Source organism: Paraburkholderia sp. GAS199 (assembly GCF_050436585.1).
Classification (GTDB): Bacteria; Pseudomonadota; Gammaproteobacteria; order Burkholderiales; family Burkholderiaceae; genus Paraburkholderia.
Map to the genome: position 1 here is coordinate 1,095,013 of NZ_JBNDMM010000003.1, position 16,879 is coordinate 1,111,891.

Here is a 16,879-nt window from a genome sequence, read left to right on the forward strand (position 1 = left end):
AAGTGTTCATGCTGACACCGCACGACTGGGTGCCGAATAACAGCCGCTTGCCGGTCGTGATTTATCGGCACGCGCTGGTGCCGGACAGCGGCGACCTCGCCGCGGCCTTCGAGATTCTGTTCGACAACAATGGCTGGCCGCCGCAATGGCGCGACGGCATTTTCGACTATCACCATTTCCACTCGACCGCGCACGAAGTACTCGGCATCGCCGCGGGCGCGGCCGAGGTGATCGTGGGTGGACCGGGCGGCCGCGTCGTCAGCCTGTCGGCCGGCGACGCGCTGCTGCTGCCGGCGGGAACCGGTCATTGTCTGCAATCGTTCGAGCGGCATTTCAAGGTGGTGGGCGGCTATCCCGCCGGTCAGCAATGGGACATCCGCCGCGATGCGCTCACCCCCGACGAACTCGCCGCGATGCAGGCCTTGCCGTTCCCCGCGACCGATCCGGTCGACGGTGCGCACGGACCGGTTGTCGAAAACTGGTTGACGGCCGTCTGACGTAGGCTTGTTGCACGCAGCGTTCGGCGCACGAGCCACCGAACGAGCCTGAAGCTGGCCACGATCAAGTCACAAATCAGACCCACAGTAAGGCCTGATCGGCCCGCTTCCACCCATCGCCGCAAGCTGCCCGAAAGTTAGCTGCGACGAGCCCGGAAGTGCAAGGTCCGCGCAATGTAACGCCCAGTGCACAAACGCGCGCTTCGGCGCATCATCGTCGGGTCGGCTGCGTTTGCTCATGCGTTCTTCCATCAGAACACGGTTCGCAGGGTGCGTTTTTCACCGCGCCCTGCGATGTCTTCAACCGCCGAATCAAAGGAGTGTCTTCATGCAAAACGATCCCGCCCTCGATCAGCTCTGCATCAACACCATTCGCACGCTATCGATGGACGCCGTGCAGAAAGCCAATTCCGGCCACCCCGGCACGCCGATGGCGCTCGCGCCGGTGGCGTATCACCTGTGGCAGAACCATCTGCGCTACGACCCGGACGAGCCGCTGTGGCCGAATCGCGACCGCTTCGTGCTGTCGGTGGGACACGCTTCGATGTTGCTGTACTCGGTGCTGCATCTCGCGGGCGTGAAGGCCGTCGACCATGACGGCAAGCCGACCGGCTCGCCCGCCGTCTCGCTCGACGATATCGAGCATTTCCGTCAGATCGACAGCAAGACGCCGGGTCACCCCGAATACCGCATGACGACCGGCGTGGAGACCACCACCGGGCCGCTCGGCCAGGGGCTCGGCAATAGCGTCGGCATGGCGATGGCGGCGCGCTGGTACGAAACTCACTTCAACAAGACCGACGCACCGCTGTTCGACTATCGCGTCTACGCGCTGTGCGGCGACGGCTGCATGATGGAAGGCATTTCGCACGAAGCGGCGTCGCTCGCCGGGCATCTGAAACTGTCGAACCTGATCTGGATTTACGACAGCAATCGCGTCACCATCGAAGGCCATACCGATCTTGCCTACAGCGACGAAGTGGAGAGCCGTTTTCGCGGCTACAACTGGCACACGCTGCACGTCAAGGACGCCAATAACGCTGAAGAACTCGAAGCGGCCTTCGTCGAAGCGAAGAGCATCACCGACCGGCCTACGCTGATCGTGGTCAACAGCATCATCGGCTACGGTTCGCCGCACAAGCAGGACACGTCCGCCGCGCACGGCGAAGCACTCGGCGTGGAAGAAGTGGCGCTGACGAAAAAATTCTACGGCTGGCCAGAAGACAAATTCTTCTACGTGCCGGACGGCGTGCGCGAACGTTTTGCGCAAGGCGTCGGGGCGCGCGGCAAATCGGCGCGCGCCGACTGGCAGTCAAAACTCGACACGTACTCGAAAAAGTATCCGGACCTCGCGCGCGAATTCGCCCAGATCGAGGCGCACGAATTACCCGAGGGCTGGGACAAAGACATCCCGACTTTCCCGGCCGACGCGAAGGGCGTCGCAACGCGCGAATCGTCGGGCAAGGTGCTCAACGCGATTGCCGCACGGGTGCCGTGGATGATCGGCGGCGCGGCGGATCTGTCGCCGTCCACCAAGACCGATCTGAAATTCGAGGGTGCGGGCAGTTTCGAGCACGACAACTACGGCGGCCGCAACCTGCATTTCGGCATTCGCGAACACGGCATGGGCGCGGCGGTGAACGGTCTGGTGCTGTCGAATTTACGCGCCTACGGCTCCACGTTCCTGATTTTCAGCGACTACATGAAGCCGCCGATCCGCCTCTCCGCGATCATGGAGGTGCCGGCAATTTTCGTCTTCACGCACGACTCAATCGGCGTCGGCGAAGACGGCCCGACCCATCAACCGATCGAACAGCTGGCTTCGCTGCGTGGCGTGCCCGGCCTCACCGTGCTGCGTCCCGCCGATGCCAACGAAGTAGGCGAGGCGTGGCGTGTGGCGATGACGCAGCCGCTGCGTCCGTCGTGCATCGTGGTGTCGCGGCAGGCGCTGCCCACTTTCGACCGCACGCGCTACGGCGCGGCCGAAGGTGTGCGCAAAGGCGCCTATGTCCTGGCCGACGCGCCCGACGGTCAGAAGCCGCAAGTGCTGCTGATGGCCACGGGCAGCGAGGTGGCGGTTTGCGTCGAGGTGTATGAAAAGCTCAAGGGCGAAGGCATCGCGGCGCGCGTGATCTCGATGCCGTCGTGGGATCTGTTCGAGCGTCAGGACGAGGCATATCAGGAATCTGTATTGCCCAACGACATCGATGCACGCGTGGCGGTCGAGCAGGCCGCTTCGCTCGGCTGGGACCGTTATGTGGGACGGCTCGGCGCACAGATCGTCATGCATACCTTCGGCGCGTCCGCGCCGCTGTCCGATCTGAAGAAGAAATTCGGCTTCACGCCCGAGCACGTGTACGAAGCGGCGAAACAGCAGATCGAGCGGGCCAAGACGAAGACCACCAGGGAGTAGTCGGGCGCAATACGAAAACAGCCGGCGGTCTTTCAGACGCCGGCTGTTTTCTATTCAACGCGTGACGCGCAATGCGTAATCGCGAGACTCGATAATCAGCCGGATCAGTTGGCCGGAATCGTCACGACCGGTGCCTTGCTGCTCGTATCGGCTTCGGCCAGCGCCATCAGATTCTGCACCACCGTGAACGCATATTTCGAGTCGAAGTCGTTGCGGTCCACCCAGTACACCGACGGTCCGTAGGCGACCATCACATAAGCCTGCTTGGGCGGCTGCTTGCCCGAATGCACGATGATCGTGGGCCGCGTCTCGCCGCCGATCAGGCCGACCGTCGGTTTGGTCGAGCCGTCGTCGATACGCTCGACCGGCACTTGCACCTGCGCGCCGAGGTCGGTCAGGATGCCGAGCACCGAGCGCGTCACCATCGGAATCTTGTCGCCTTTTTTCGACGGCGACGACGGCCCGTAGACGATTTCGTAAGTCCGCGTGCTGTTCGACAGGCGCAGCAGTTTGCGCACGCTCGCGAGGTCGGCGGCGGTTTGCGGCGAGTCGCCGCTGGTGGTCGCGCCCATCACCAGATAGACGCCCATCACGCCGGTTTTCTTGTCGGCCTGGCGCGACTCCACATTGAGTTCGCCCGCGAGTTGCAGACGGCGCAACGCCTGCAGCAGTTCGAAAAAGCCCGGCGCGCCCGCGCTGTTTTCGCCGCCGAGCGCATTGCCGTTCTGCAGTCCGCCCACCGATTGCGCGGTGATCCGCAGCAACAGGTCGATGGGAATGCCGCCTTCGGCAAGCGGCAAGACGAGCGACGGCGCGAGCGGACGGATATAAGCCGAAGCGAAGGCGTCGCCGGTGGTGGGCGTGAAGGTGAAGGTCGGGTGATTCGAATAGGACACGCTGCCGGTGGCGAGCGCATAGCTCGGCTGGCTGCCCGAGCCGGCATTGGCCGTGGCGCCGCCGCTCGCGTCGAAGGAATAGGCGGCGATGATATTGCTGACAGTCAGAAAGGCGGGGGCGTCGCCGTAACGAAGTCCCACCACGGCGGCAAGAATTTCACGTTTTTTCGCGTCGCCGAGGGCGCGGGCGTAGTCGACCTGGTCGGCCTTGAGGCGGCTCGGTCCGATATGCACGCAGGCCGAGGTAAGGCACGCCGCGCAAAGCGCTGCGGCAACTGAAGCAGTTCTGATCATGGCAAGAAGGAGCGGACAGCAGCAATCCGTCTGAAGAATGGGCCCGCTTCGGAGTAGCAGGGGGCATACCCGGTGCCCGCCAGCCGACCTCGCTTACCTTGCCGTTGCGGCCGGTTTGTCCGCTGCGTTCAGACCAGGTTCAGGCTACGTTCAGGCTGCCGTCGAGCGTATTGCGATAGGCGCGCGACTGCATTTCCGCCAGCCGGCTCAAGGTTCTCGACAGATCGTGCGCGCCTTCCAGGCCGTTGAGCGCGGCTTCGATCGGCGCGTCCGAGCCGATGAAGAGCGCACGCTTGCGATCGTAAAAAATATCGACGAGCCAGATGAAGCGCTGCAAGGTGTGCGACGTCGCGAGCCACGCGGTGTGCAGATTGTCGAGAATCAGGCCGTGCCACGCGTGCGCCAGATCGAGGTAGTCGTGATGCGAGCGACTGGCCACGCACAGCGTGTCGAAATCCGCCCACATCAGGGCCGCGCCCGCCGCGCGCGCGGCAAGCGGACGGCCCGCAGCCGTGAGCGTGACGGGCTGCAGGCTCTCGCTGCCCTCGTAGCGTTCGAAGATTGCCTTGAGCGCCTCGGCCGCCACGTCGAGCGGCGCGAAGAAATGCGGCAGTTCGGCGTCTTCACCGCCGAAACGGTAATCGCGCGCGCCGTCGAAATGGATCACGGTGAACGCGCGCTTGATCTGTTCGATGGTGGGCAAGAAACGCTCGTGGAATTCCGGATCGGAGAGCAGGGCGTCGGGTGCGTAGTTGGATGTCAGCACGATACGCACGCCGAGTTCGAGCGCCGTGTCGAGAAAGCGGCCCATCAGGAAGGCGTCGGCAATGTCGTGCACGTGGAATTCGTCGAAGCAGAGCAGCGTGACGCCGTCCAGCCATTGCTTCGACACCGAGCCGAGACGGTCGTCGCCGCGCGGTTCGTTGACGAGCCGCCGATTGATCTCGCGCAGGAATTCATGAAAGTGCAGGCGCCGTTTCGAGCAGGTTGCGAGTTCGAATACGGTATCCACCACCAGGCTTTTGCCGCGACCAGGCAGGCCGTGACAATACACGCCCTGACGCGGCGCGGCCTGTTTGTCGTCACGGCCCGCAAGCAGGGCGACGAGCGCCGCGATGGCCTGTTGCTGGCTGGCGTCGGGCGCGATGCCGCGCGCGGCCAGGTGTTCGACTACGCGTGCTTCATCGGGCATGAACATTGGCGCGGTTCAACACGCGCTGCAATTCGCGCGGGTCGACCGGTTTGGTGAAGTGGTGATCGAAGCCGGCCGATTCGGCGCTCTGTTTGTCCTGCTGCTGTCCCCAGCCGGTCACGGCAATCAGCAGAATGCCGGCGTTGTTGTCGTCGCTGCGAATCTGGCGGGCCACTTCGTAGCCGTTCAGCAGCGGCAGGCCGATGTCGAGAATCACGACATGCGGCGCGAACTCGCGGATCAGTTCGAGTCCGGCGATACCGTCGCCGGCGGTGCGCAACTGGTGGCCTTCGAGTTCCAGCACCATCGCGAGACTTTCGGCGGCGTCGGCGTTGTCGTCCACCACGACCACTCGAAGTCCGGCTGTGTGCGGCGCGTCGGGCAGCGCGTCGTCTTCCGGCACGAGCGCCGATTGCGCGAGCGGCAGACGAATGACGAATTCGCTGCCGCTGCCGGGTCCGGCGCTGAATGCGGCCACGCTGCCGCCGTGCAGTTCGGCGAGGCCGCGCACCAGCGCGAGCCCGATGCCGAGTCCGCCTTGCGAGCGTTCGAGCGCCGGCGCGAGTTGCGAGAACATTTCGAATACGCTCGCCAGGTGTTCGCGCGGAATGCCGATGCCCGAATCGCGCACGGAGATCACCGCCTCGTTGCCTTCGCGTTCCGCCGTGAGCGCGATGTCGCCGCCGGGCGGCGTGTATTTGGCCGCGTTGTTCAGCAGGTTCAGGATCATCTGCGACAAGCGCGTGGGATCGGCGTCGAGATAGAGCGCCTCGCGCGGCAAGGTCACGCTCAGATGATGCGACGACGCCTGAACGGTCGGCCGCGCCGACTCCATGGCCGATTGCATCGCGCGCGCCAGTTCCAGCCGCTGCTTGCGCAATTCGAGCTTGCCTTGCGTGATGCGCGACACCTCCAGCAGATCGTCGACCAGATGCGTCATGTGTTGCAACTGACGGTCGAACACGTCGCGCGACCAGTTCAGCTGCGGATCGGCGAATTCCTTCAGGCGCAGTATTTCGAGTACGTTGCGCATCGGCGCGAGCGGGTTGCGCAACTCGTGCGCAAGCGTGGCGAGAAACTCGTCCTTGCGCCGGTCGGCTTTGGAGAGTTCGAGATTCAGACGCTGCAACTGCTGCTCGGCGCGTCTGCGTCGCGTGATGTCGCGGCTCACGCTCACCGCGCCGTAAATATCGCCGCGCGCGTTGGCGAGCGGCTTGACCACCGTTTCGCAGACGCCGCGTGAGCCGTCGCGCCGCACGAAGGTCAATTCGCCGCGCCAGGTGCCTTCGGCGGCGAGGGCGGAGAGTGCTTCGCGGCGCACCCGCAAGGCGTCTTCGGGCGGATGGAACATCGAGATCGGCCGGCCGAGAATTTCACGCGTGCGATAACCGAGCATGCGCTCGCCGCCGACGTTGAAGTCGGTGATGTTGCCGCGCAGATCCGTGATGACGATCGCGTCGTTCAGATGTTCAAAAATCGCCGCCTGACGCCGCAAGGCGGTTTGCGCTTCCTTGCGCTCGGTGATGTCGATGCCGAGGCCGAAGATCATGGTCGGCTCGCCGTTGCGATCGTACGTGGCGCGGCCACGGCCTTCCATCCAGCACCAGTCGCCGCTCGCGTGCAGGAAGCGGAACTCGGCAACGTAGTCGTCGCCGGTTTCCACCGCGTGATCGACGGCTTCGTTCAGTGCCGTCAGGTCCGCCGGATGGATCAGCGCGAAGAAGCCGCCGGGCGCGCTGGCGAAGTGTCCTTCGGCGTAACCTGCGAGCGCTTCCAGTTCGCGGCCCCATTCGAATTGCCCGGTTCGCGGATCGTGCGACCACGCGCCCATGCGCGCGCCGCGCATGGCGAGACCGAGCATGTCGCGGCTTTCCTGCAGTTCTTTCTGCGCCAACCGGTGCGCCGCGACGGACGCCTCGGCGTTGCGCCGCGCGAGCAGCAGTTCCTGTTCGTACTTATGGCGGTCGGCCACGATCAGCACGGCCACTTCCAGGTAGCTCGCGTCACCGTGACGCCGCATCACGGCGTTGAGCAGCATCGGCACCATATGACCGTCCTGGTGCACCATGTTCAGCTTGATCTCGGCCACCGAACCCTGCATCTGCAGCAACGGCGCCCAGTGCGTCTGATAGAACACCTTGCCGCCCGCCGTGAGCAGCGACTGCAACTGCCGCACGCCGGCCAGTTCGCCGGGCGCGTAGCCGAGCCAGCCGCACAAGGTGGCGTTGACGCGCTGGATCAAACCGTCGTCGCGAGCGACGAGCAGGCCGCACGCGGCGTGCTCGAACAAGGCATCGGAAGACGGTATGGGCGTGTCCATGCTGTGCATCGCGTTACAGACTCAATGTGCCGAGAAAAGCCGAGATGGCTGCGGCGCTCGCGGCGGGCGAACTCAGATGCGGACAGTGGCCGGTGTTCTCGATAACGTTCAGGGTGCTCGCCGGCATCATACGGTGCATGTACTCGCCCACCGAGCACGGCGCGATGATGTCGTCGCTGCTTTGCAGGATCAGCGTGGGCGCGGTGGCGCGCGGCAGCAGGTCGCGGTGGTCGGACAAAAACGTGACGCGTGCGAAATGCTGGGCGATCTCGGGATTGGTGCGGCAGAAGCTGTTGGTCAGTTCGACGCCGAGTTCGGGCTGATCCGGCGCGCCCATGATGACCGGCGCCATGGTGCTCGACCAGCCGAGATAGTTGCCTTCGAGCGTGCTCAGCAGGTCTTCGATATCGGCGCGGGAAAAGCCGCCGATGTAGTCGCCGTCGTTCACGTAGCAGGGCGACGGTCCCACCATGATCTGCGCGGCAAAAAGGCCGGGCGACCGCACGCCGGCAATCAGGCCGATCATTGCGCTAACCGAATGGCCGACGAACACCACCGGTTCGCGTGCGTCAGCGTCGGTCACTTCGTTGACGATCTCGATCAGGTCGGCCGCGTAACCTTCGAGCGAGTTGTACTTGCCGGCATCGTACGCGGACAGATCCGAAGAACCGCTGCCGACCAGGTCGAACGTGACGATGCGGTAGTCGTGTTCGAACGCCGGTGTCAGGTAGCGCCACATGGTCTGATCGCAGCCGAAGCCGTGCGCCATCACCATGGTGCGTTTGGCGGCGCGCGTGCCGCTGCCCGTCATACGTATGTTGTTGCGCTGCGCGATGCTCATCGGATATCCAGAAGCGTGCCGGAGGCGAGGCGGGATGCGCCGCGCCCGGCATCTGCTGAATGTTACCGCAGTCTGGCCCCGAGGCGTGGCGTGGTGCCACGGAGCCCCAGGAATCCGGCAACGCGCCGTGCATGAAGAAAAAAACGGCGCGTTCAGCCGGTTCTGATCGGCTGAACGGCTTGCTGATCCTTGAGACCGAATTGCTCGTACTGGGAGATGACCTGCGCGCCGAACAGCAGCAAGGTGGCGAGCCATTCCAGACTGAACAGGATGACGATCGCCATGGTCAGCGAGCCGTAGACCACGCTGACTTGCGAGAGGGTGGCGAAATACCAGACCAGCACGTGCCGCGTGATTTCCCACAACACTGCGGCCACCACGCCGCCGAGCAGCGCCAGTTTGAGCGACGGCCGGCCGACCGGCATGACCATATAGATCGACGTGAGCACGAAAATTTCGCCGGCGAGGCCGAGCAGATACAGCACGACGCGCGAGAGTCCCTGCAACGAGACGTGCAGGCCGAACAGGTCCACGCCCTCGGCGCCGACCGCTTCGAGCCCGCTCGATACGAAGGTGACGATCAGAATGCCCACGCCGAGAAACAGGATGTAGCAATACGGCAGCAGCGCCGACAGCAGAAAATGGCGCCGCCGCACCACCACCCGATGCACGAAGATCAGGGACATCGCATTTTCCAGCACCGTGAAGGCCAGCGAACTGAAGAAGATCATCGTCAAGAGCAACACCCAGCCGATCACGGCGCGATGCGCCAGAAAGTTGGCGAGTTCGTGGACCAGCGCGGTGGACTGGCCCGGCACCAGCCACTGCAGCAGATGCCCGAGCGCGCCGAGCAAGACGTGCTGCGGCACCAGCCGCGACAGCACGATCACGATGAGGATCATCAATGGCACGATCGAGAGCAAGGCGTAATACGCCACCGCGCCGGCCAGCAGCAGACCCTGATTGGCGCGAAAAGCCTTCAGCGTTTGCAGGAAAAATGTGCCCGGATGCCGTGCTACGTTCAGCATGTGAGCGTCGAGAATGGTTTCCATGGCGGATCTCACGGCGCTTTCATGGGTCGCGAGGGAATGCGGCCCCGATCGTCAGCGCGTACGCTTTGGGTGTAGCAAGAAAGCAGCCAAGGTCACAAATGAGGTGCGTCAATTCCGTGCGTTTGGCTCAGCAGCCAGACGGGAATGCGGTTTGCTTTGCACATTTCTATAAACCACGCCGACGCGTCGGCAAATCCACTCGCAAGCCCACTCATCCGTCCAGCGGAAAGCGCCAGCCTTGAACTTCGACTCCGAGATGGCCGACCTCGTCGTTGCACGGCCCGAAGGCCTGTATTGCCCGCCGGGCGACTTCTACATCGACCCGTGGCGGCCGGTCGACCGGGCCGTGATTACCCACGCGCATTCCGACCACGCGCGCTTCGGTCATCGGCATTATCTGGCGTCCGAGGCGGGAGCGAACGTGCTGCTGTCGCGCCTACCCGGCATTTCGCTGCAAACGCTGCGCTACGGCGAGCGGCTCGCAATCGGCGAGACGGTGGTTTCCTTGCATCCCGCCGGGCACGTGCTCGGTTCGGCACAGGTCAGGATCGAGCACGCGGGCCGGGTGTGGGTCGCCTCGGGCGACTACAAGCTCGACGACGACCCGACCTGCGCACCCTTCGAAGCCGTACGCTGCGACACGTTCATCACCGAGTCGACCTTCGGACTGCCGATCTATCGCTGGGACCCGCCGCGAACGGTGTTCGACGGCGTCGATTCATGGTGGCGTCACAACGCGAGCGAAGGGCGTGCGTCGGTGCTGTTCTGCTATTCGTTCGGCAAGGCGCAGCGCGTGCTGGCGAGCGTCGACGCGGGCATCGGTCCGATCTTCTGCCACGGCGCGGTCGAGCCGCTCAATCGCGCGTATCGCGAGGCGGGCGTGCCGTTGCCGGCGGTGCGGCCGGTCAGCGAAATCCCCGTGAAGGACAAGGCCGTGTTCAGGGAGGCGTTGATCGTCGCGCCGCCGTCCGCGCAGGGCAGCGCCTGGCTCAAGCGTTTCGGCGACTACAGCGATGCCTTCGCGTCGGGCTGGATGCGTCTGCGTGGCGCACGACGCAGGCGCGGCGTCGATCGCGGCTTTGTGCTGTCGGATCACGCGGACTGGCCCAGCCTGCAAACGGCGATCCAGTCGACGGGAGCCACGCGTGTCATCGTGACTCATGGTTCGGTCGAACCGATGGTGCGCTGGTTGCGCGAGCAAGGGCTGCAAGCCGGCGCATTCGAGACGCAATATGGCGATGACACCGTCGAGGCGGATGCCGCCGGCGCGGACGAATCCGCCGTGGCGGATAAAGACGCAACCGAGGCAACCGAGGCAACCCAGGCCGCGCAGGAGCGCCTCGCGCAAGACGAGCGCAGCGCGGCGGACGAAGAAGCGCCGGGCCGTCTATGAAACGTTTCGCCGCCCTCTACACCGCGCTCGACGCGACCACGTCCACGCACGACAAACTCGCCGCGCTGACGAGCTATTTCTCGGCGGCCGAGCCGGAAGACGCGGCGTGGGCATCGTATTTTCTGGCGGGCGGCAAGCCGCGCCAGTCGGTCCCGACGCGGCTGCTCAGCGAAATCGCCCGCGAGCGCGCCGGCCTGCCGGAGTGGTTGTTCGAAGAGTCGTATCACGCCGTCGGCGATCTGGCCGAGACCATCGCACACATTCTGCCGCCTGCGCAGCGCGACTCGGAACTCGGTCTCACACAGTGGATCGAGCAACGCGTGCTGACCTTGCGAGGCGTCGCGCCCGAGGCATTGCGCGAACGTCTCCTCGGCTACTGGGACGAACTCGACTGGAGCGGGCGCTTTCTGCTGACCAAGCTGATCGGCGGCGGTTTCCGGGTGGGCGTGGCGCGGCAACTGGTGGTGCGTGCGCTCGCGGAAGTGGCGGGTGTCGATCACAAGCGGATCGCGCAACGCATGGTGGGGTGGACCGACTCGCGTCAGACGCCGAGCGCCGCGCGTTATCTGCGTCTGATCGCGCCCGAGGCGCAGGGCGAAGACGCGCAGCCGAACCAGCCGCACGAGAGCGATCTCGGTTTGCCGTATCCGTTCTTTCTCGCCCATCCTTTGCAGGCCGATCCGGCGACGCTGGGCGAGCCGTCGGCCTGGCAGATCGAATGGAAGTGGGACGGCATTCGCGCGCAACTGGTCAAACGCGGCGGCCGCGTGTGGTTGTGGTCGCGTGGCGAGGACCTGATCACCGATCGCTTTCCGGAAGTGGCCGCGCTGGGCGAGGCGTTGCCGGACGGCAGCGTGATCGACGGAGAAATTCTGGCGTGGGAGCCCGGCGAGCCGGCGCCATTGCCGTTCGCGCGGCTGCAACCGCGCATCGCGCGCAAAACGCTGACGAAAAAAATTCTCGCGGATTCACCCGCGACCTTGCTCGCCTACGATCTGCTTGAAGCGAACGGCAAGGACCTGCGTATGACGCCGCTCGCCGACCGGCGCGCGCAGCTGGAGCAACTGGCGGTGTCGCTCGACGGCACGCTGGCGGCCGACCTGCTGCGCGTGTCGCCGCTCGTCAGCGCGCCGGACTGGCAGTCGCTCGCGGCGCTGCGCGAGGAGAGCCGCGCGCGCGGTGTCGAAGGGCTCATGGTGAAAGAGCGCGATTCGATGTACGGCGTGGGTCGCACCAAGGCCTCCGGTACGTGGTGGAAGTGGAAGATCGACCCCTACGCCGTGGATGCCGTGCTGCTCTACGCACAGCGCGGTCACGGCCGGCGCGCGAGCCTGTACACCGATTTCACGTTTGCCGTCTGGGACGAAGCGAACGGCGTGCGCACGCTCGTGCCGTTTGCGAAGGCGTATTCCGGCCTCACCGACGAAGAGATGCGCCAGGTCGATGCGATCGTCCGCAAGACCACGATCGAAAAGTTCGGTCCCGTTCGCAGCGTGACACCCACCCTCGTGTTCGAGATCGGCTTCGAGGGTATTCAGGCGAGTCCGCGTCACAAGTCGGGTGTGGCCGTGCGTTTTCCGCGCATGCTGCGCTGGCGCACCGACAAGCCGATTGAAGCGGCCGACACCCTCGCAATGCTCAAAGGCTTCCTCGACGAACGTGCGGGATAACCCGCAGACGCGTGGCGCTTTAAGAAAATCATTACGTCATATCCGGCATACCAGGGTTTATTTCGTGGCAGATAAACGGCGCCGCGTCCCGCGTGCACGCCACGAGGGCGGCGCGCACGCCAGGTGTGCGTTTGAGCGGCATGACGGCGCGTCGCGAAGGCTTTCTTCCGGCTCTTCGCGCGCCGTCCATGGGCATAAACCAGCAGGCGCGCACGCGCAGCCTGAGCTATATAGAGACATGAAGCGAAACATATGAAGCGTCCGCGGCGGCGCACCTACAACGGCAGAACGAAGACAGCACAACGACAGCACGACGGCAGGACGGCACGCGCCGCACGCCAGGCGCGACGCCGAAGCACGGGTCGAATAAAACACCTGGGATGAAAGTGACGCCGGCGATTCGCCAGGAGCGAATCTTGCGCGTATTCGCCCCGGTGCCCAAACGCGGCCCATCAGGAGAATAGGGTGACGTTGAACGACGGAATGGATGACAACGAAGACGTCGTGGTATGGCGGCCGATCCAGTACGCCATGGCATCGCATCGCCGCGTGCTGGTGGTGGACGACTATCGCGAGGCGGCCGACGCGCTGCAGATGCTGCTCGACGCCGACGGGTTCGAGTGCCGCGCGCTGGACGATCCGTTCGAGGTATGTGGCATGGCCTGCGAGTGGCAGCCCTTTGCGGTGCTGCTGGACATCAAGATGCCGGGCATCGACGGGCTCGAACTCGCCCGTCGCCTGCGCGCGAATCCGTCGACGAAACATATGTTGCTGGTGGCCTGCACCGCATTCGCTTCGCGCGACGACCGCGCTCGCGCACGGGCGGCGGGCTTCGACGCGCACTGCGCAAAACCGCTGACGCCGGAGCGTCTGCTGCGCGTGCTCGAATCGGCCGCGGCGGTGCATGCGGAAGGTCCATCGTGATGCGGCGGAATGCCGTGTCGTTTGAAAAATGTGCTTAACGTCTAGCGTTTTTCCGCCAATAGTTTTACGCCAATGAGTTGGCGTTCGTAACAAGCGCGTGCGCGAGTTTCATCGCGCACGTCCCGTCATCACAGGGTCATCGGAACGCCGTCACTCAGTCCGGCGCATATTTGAATTCAGGTAGCGCCTCGAGCGATTTCTTGGTCGCGTCCGGCAATACGACTTTCCGGTTGTTCACCTGAAGATCGTTGAACGGCACGGCGACCAGATGCTTGCCCATGCCGAGGAAACCGCCCACGGAAAGAATCGCATAGGTGCCGCGGTCGCCGCCCGGCGAGACGATCAGATCGTCCAGCGTACCGATGGTGTCCTTGTTCCGGTTGTACACGTCTACGCCGCTGAGTTTCGACGCGCGATAACCGCTCGCCAGCTGAACCACGTCCGTACGTTTTTCGGTGATGGCTTGCGGCGCGCCTTGTGCGTAGCTCGCCGTCTGCGCGCCGAGTGTCATGAGAAAGAGGGTTGCCGCAATCAGCGGACGGGTTTTGGCAGTGATCGTGGCCATGGTGTTTTCTCCCAGTGTTGTCGAATGTTCTGGCGGCGCGCGTCGCTCGATGCCACGCGCTACACGTCGCGAGGCGGCATAGCACCGCCGGCTTCCAATAAAGACGGTTGCAAGTGCCGTGCCGTGAGCGTTGAACGTGCCGTTCGGTAGCACGCGCACGGCCGGGACCGGATTTTGCTATCTACGCTGGCCCCGCGGGTCTTCATGACCTGCCATCGAATCTCTCCCTCTGCCGAACACACAACAGGAAGCACTATGTCCAACCAGGCCAGTTACGCAACGCGCATTGCCGAAGGAACGCCTTTTCCGCTCGGCGCGACATGGAATGGAAGCGGAGTCAATTTCGCGTTGTTCTCGGCCAACGCGACCAAGGTTGAACTCTGTCTGTTCGACGAAACCGGCACGACCGAAATAGAACGGATCGAACTGCCGGAATACACCGACGAAGTCTGGCACGTGTACGTGCCGAATCTGAAGCCGGGCGCGGTGTACGGTTATCGCGTGCATGGTCCCTACGAGCCCGAGAAGGGTCACCGTTTCAACCCGAACAAACTGTTGCTCGATCCGTACGCCAAGGCGCACATCGGCGAGCTCAAATGGGCGCCGGAGATTTTCGGCTATACGCTCGATTCCGAAGAAGGCGATCTGTCGTTCGACGAACGCGACAGCGCGCCCTTCGTGCCGAAGTGCAAGGTAGTCGATGCAAACTTTTCATGGTCGCATCCGGAGCGCAATGCGTTGCCGTGGGACCGCGTGATCTGCTACGAAACTCACGTGCGCGGATTCACGAAGCGTCACCCGGATGTGCCGGAGAACCTGCGCGGCACGTTCGCGGGGCTCGGCCAGCAGGTCGTGCTCGATTACATCCGCAACCTCGGCGTGACGTCGGTGGAGTTGATGCCGGTGCAGACCTTCGTGAACGACAGCTATCTGCTCGACAAAGGTCTCACCAACTACTGGGGCTACAACACCATCGGTTTCTTCGCTGCCGATCCGCGCTTCTTTGCTTCGTCGACCGACTCGGTGGGCGAATTCAAGGAGATGGTGGACCGCTTTCACAACAACAACCTCGAAGTGATTCTCGACGTGGTGTACAACCACACCGCCGAAGGGAACGAGCGCGGACCGACGCTCTCCTTCAAAGGTATCGACAACGCTTCGTACTATCGCCTGATGCCGGACGAGCCGCGCTATTACATCAACGATACCGGCACCGGCAATACGCTGAATCTTTCGCATCCGCGCGTGCTGCAGATGGTGACGGACAGCTTGCGTTACTGGGTGACGGAGATGAAGGTGGACGGCTTCCGCTTCGACCTCGCCACGATTCTGGGCCGCGAAACCCACGGCTTCGACGAGGGCGGCGGTTTCCTCGACAGTTGCCGCCAGGACCCCGTGCTTGAAAGCGTGCGGCTCATTGCCGAGCCGTGGGATTGCGGTCCCGGCGGTTATCAGGTGGGCGGTTTTCCGCCGGGCTGGGCGGAATGGAACGACCGCTTTCGCGATACCGTGCGCGAGTACTGGAAAGGCGACGAAGGCAAGGTGGCCGATCTCGCGACCCGCGTGACCGGCTCGGGCGACAAGTTCAATCATCGTGGCCGGCGTCCGTGGGCCAGCGTGAATTTCATCTGCGCGCACGACGGCTTCACGCTCAACGATCTGGTCTCGTATAACGACAAGCACAACACGGCCAACGGCGAAGACAACAAGGACGGTCACTCCGACAACAAGTCATGGAACATGGGCGCGGAAGGCCCGACCGACGACGCCGATATCCGCCAGCAGCGCGAACGTCAGAAGCGCAATCTGCTTGCCACGCTGCTGCTTTCGCAAGGCACGCCGATGATACTCGCGGGCGACGAATTCGGCCGCACGCAGCAGGGCAACAACAACGCGTACTGTCAGGACAACGAGATCAGCTGGGTCGACTGGGACGGTATCGACGACGACGGCCGCGCGCTCACGGAATTCGTCAAGAATCTCACCACGCTGCGGCATCGTCTGCCCGTGCTGCGTCGCGGACGCTTTCTCACCGGCGAGTACAACGAGGCGCTGGATGTCACCGACGCGCGCTGGCTTTCGCCGGACGGCAAGGATCTGACGGACGAGCAGTGGGCGGACGCTTCCATGCGCTGTTTCGGTCTGGTGATCGACGGCCGCGCCCAGGCCTCCGGCATTCGCCGTCCGGCTTCCGACGCCACCTTGTTGCTGGTGTTCAACGCGCATCACGACGTGGTCAATTTCACCTTGCCCGAGATTCCCGACGGCGATGTGTGGACCTGTCTGCTCGACACCAATATGCCGGTGCGCGCAGAGCTGCCGCAATTCCAGTCCGGTGACGCGTATCAGGTCACGGGCCGCTCGCTGTTGCTGTTCGCACTCGAAGCGCCGAGCCGTGCGACGCAGCGCGTATTCGACCGCCTCGAAGAGCAACTCACCTCAGACGAAAGCGACGGTTCGGCGGGCAAGTAAAGCGCGCTGTGCGGGAATAGCGCTTGCTCGATGGTCAGCGTCGTCGCGCGCCGGATGCTTCACGTATCCGGCGCGCGATGATGACACCAGCGGCCTTCATCCGTGCAGGCTCTCATTCAGCGTCTCCCATCTGGGGTGATCAAATGGAACAGGACAACACGTCTCTCGACGAGCAGATTCGCACGCGCGCTTACTACCTGTGGGAGCAGGCGAGTGAACCGAAAGGCACGCCGGACGAGTATTGGGAACAGGCCCGCGCGGAGATCGAGAAAGAAGCGCCGCCTGTCGAGAGTGGCCCGGTCGACGGTTCAGGCAAGCGGTAAGCGCGACTCATGACCCCACTGATCGCA

General features: G+C 63.9%; 13 protein-coding genes. 7 read left to right on the forward strand and 6 right to left on the reverse strand.

The features are described 5' to 3' along the window. Positions 1-8: 8 nt before the first annotated feature. Complete coding sequence (locus P3T18_RS16460; protein ID WP_429301120.1) at positions 9-497, forward strand: cupin; 489 nt, start codon at positions 9-11, stop codon at positions 495-497. A gap of 328 nt (positions 498-825) precedes the next feature. Beyond that, complete coding sequence (tkt, locus tag P3T18_RS16465) at positions 826-2,910, forward strand: transketolase (protein ID WP_429300970.1); 2,085 nt, start codon at positions 826-828, stop codon at positions 2,908-2,910. A gap of 104 nt (positions 2,911-3,014) precedes the next feature. On the opposite strand, the gene P3T18_RS16470 is transcribed toward tkt, so the two are convergent. The 5 genes from P3T18_RS16470 to P3T18_RS16490 form a co-directional block, all read right to left on the reverse strand. Next, positions 3,015-4,100 carry a hypothetical protein gene (locus tag P3T18_RS16470; RefSeq protein ID WP_429300971.1) on the reverse strand — a complete coding sequence of 362 codons (1,086 nt, stop codon included), beginning with the start codon at positions 4,098-4,100 and terminating at the stop codon, positions 3,015-3,017. 139 nt (positions 4,101-4,239) lie between these two features. Further along, on the reverse strand, positions 4,240-5,292 hold the full coding sequence (zapE, locus tag P3T18_RS16475) for a cell division protein ZapE (RefSeq protein ID WP_429300972.1): 1,053 nt from the start codon (positions 5,290-5,292) through the stop codon (positions 4,240-4,242). Continuing rightward, positions 5,282-7,612 (reverse strand): PAS domain S-box protein, encoded by a 2,331-nt coding sequence (locus tag P3T18_RS16480; protein WP_429300973.1) that lies wholly within the window; start codon positions 7,610-7,612, stop codon positions 5,282-5,284. The genes zapE and P3T18_RS16480 overlap by 11 nt, the downstream gene beginning before the upstream one ends. Positions 7,613-7,625: 13 nt before the next feature. Further along, a complete protein-coding gene (locus P3T18_RS16485; RefSeq protein WP_429300974.1) occupies positions 7,626-8,453 on the reverse strand; it encodes an alpha/beta fold hydrolase in 828 nt (275 codons plus the stop codon). 152 nt (positions 8,454-8,605) lie between these two features. Beyond that, on the reverse strand, positions 8,606-9,505 hold the full coding sequence (locus tag P3T18_RS16490; protein WP_429300975.1) for a YihY/virulence factor BrkB family protein: 900 nt from the start codon (positions 9,503-9,505) through the stop codon (positions 8,606-8,608). A gap of 256 nt (positions 9,506-9,761) precedes the next feature. Here P3T18_RS16490 and P3T18_RS16495 point away from each other — a divergent pair, with 256 nt between their 5' ends. The 3 genes from P3T18_RS16495 (at position 9,762) to P3T18_RS16505 (ending at position 13,492) form a co-directional block, all read left to right on the forward strand. After that, on the forward strand, positions 9,762-10,898 hold the full coding sequence (locus P3T18_RS16495) for a ligase-associated DNA damage response exonuclease (RefSeq protein WP_429301121.1): 1,137 nt from the start codon (positions 9,762-9,764) through the stop codon (positions 10,896-10,898). Next, a complete protein-coding gene (locus P3T18_RS16500) occupies positions 10,895-12,568 on the forward strand; it encodes an ATP-dependent DNA ligase (protein WP_429300976.1) in 1,674 nt (557 codons plus the stop codon). The genes P3T18_RS16495 and P3T18_RS16500 overlap by 4 nt, the downstream gene beginning before the upstream one ends. A 483-nt stretch (positions 12,569-13,051) precedes the next feature. Next, a complete protein-coding gene (locus tag P3T18_RS16505; RefSeq protein ID WP_429300977.1) occupies positions 13,052-13,492 on the forward strand; it encodes a response regulator in 441 nt (146 codons plus the stop codon). A gap of 154 nt (positions 13,493-13,646) precedes the next feature. Here the strand turns inward: P3T18_RS16505 and P3T18_RS16510 are convergent, their stop codons facing one another. Next, positions 13,647-14,003 (reverse strand): PRC-barrel domain-containing protein, encoded by a 357-nt coding sequence (locus P3T18_RS16510; RefSeq protein ID WP_429301122.1) that lies wholly within the window; start codon positions 14,001-14,003, stop codon positions 13,647-13,649. Positions 14,004-14,312: 309 nt separating this feature from the next. Here P3T18_RS16510 and glgX point away from each other — a divergent pair, with 309 nt between their 5' ends. Continuing rightward, complete coding sequence (gene glgX, locus P3T18_RS16515; protein ID WP_429300978.1) at positions 14,313-16,529, forward strand: glycogen debranching protein GlgX; 2,217 nt, start codon at positions 14,313-14,315, stop codon at positions 16,527-16,529. Positions 16,530-16,672: 143 nt separating this feature from the next. Continuing rightward, a complete protein-coding gene (locus P3T18_RS16520) occupies positions 16,673-16,852 on the forward strand; it encodes a DUF2934 domain-containing protein (protein ID WP_429300979.1) in 180 nt (59 codons plus the stop codon). The last annotated feature ends 27 nt before the right edge of the window (positions 16,853-16,879 follow it).

Excerpts from the sequence above, each read along its gene's own strand:
- P3T18_RS16460 (WP_429301120.1), top strand. The coding sequence starts at position 9 with ATGCTGACACCGCACGACTGGGTGCCGAATAACAGCCGCTTGCCGGTC.
- tkt (WP_429300970.1), top strand. The coding sequence starts at position 826 with ATGCAAAACGATCCCGCCCTCGATCAGCTCTGCATCAACACCATTCGC.
- P3T18_RS16470 (WP_429300971.1), bottom strand. The coding sequence starts at position 4,100 with ATGATCAGAACTGCTTCAGTTGCCGCAGCGCTTTGCGCGGCGTGCCTT.
- zapE (WP_429300972.1), bottom strand. The coding sequence starts at position 5,292 with ATGCCCGATGAAGCACGCGTAGTCGAACACCTGGCCGCGCGCGGCATC.
- P3T18_RS16480 (WP_429300973.1), bottom strand. The coding sequence starts at position 7,612 with ATGGACACGCCCATACCGTCTTCCGATGCCTTGTTCGAGCACGCCGCG.
- P3T18_RS16485 (WP_429300974.1), bottom strand. The coding sequence starts at position 8,453 with ATGAGCATCGCGCAGCGCAACAACATACGTATGACGGGCAGCGGCACG.
- P3T18_RS16490 (WP_429300975.1), bottom strand. The coding sequence starts at position 9,505 with ATGGAAACCATTCTCGACGCTCACATGCTGAACGTAGCACGGCATCCG.
- P3T18_RS16495 (WP_429301121.1), top strand. The coding sequence starts at position 9,762 with ATGGCCGACCTCGTCGTTGCACGGCCCGAAGGCCTGTATTGCCCGCCG.
- P3T18_RS16500 (WP_429300976.1), top strand. The coding sequence starts at position 10,895 with ATGAAACGTTTCGCCGCCCTCTACACCGCGCTCGACGCGACCACGTCC.
- P3T18_RS16505 (WP_429300977.1), top strand. The coding sequence starts at position 13,052 with ATGGATGACAACGAAGACGTCGTGGTATGGCGGCCGATCCAGTACGCC.
- P3T18_RS16510 (WP_429301122.1), bottom strand. The coding sequence starts at position 14,003 with ATGACACTCGGCGCGCAGACGGCGAGCTACGCACAAGGCGCGCCGCAA.
- glgX (WP_429300978.1), top strand. The coding sequence starts at position 14,313 with ATGTCCAACCAGGCCAGTTACGCAACGCGCATTGCCGAAGGAACGCCT.
- P3T18_RS16520 (WP_429300979.1), top strand. The coding sequence starts at position 16,673 with ATGGAACAGGACAACACGTCTCTCGACGAGCAGATTCGCACGCGCGCT.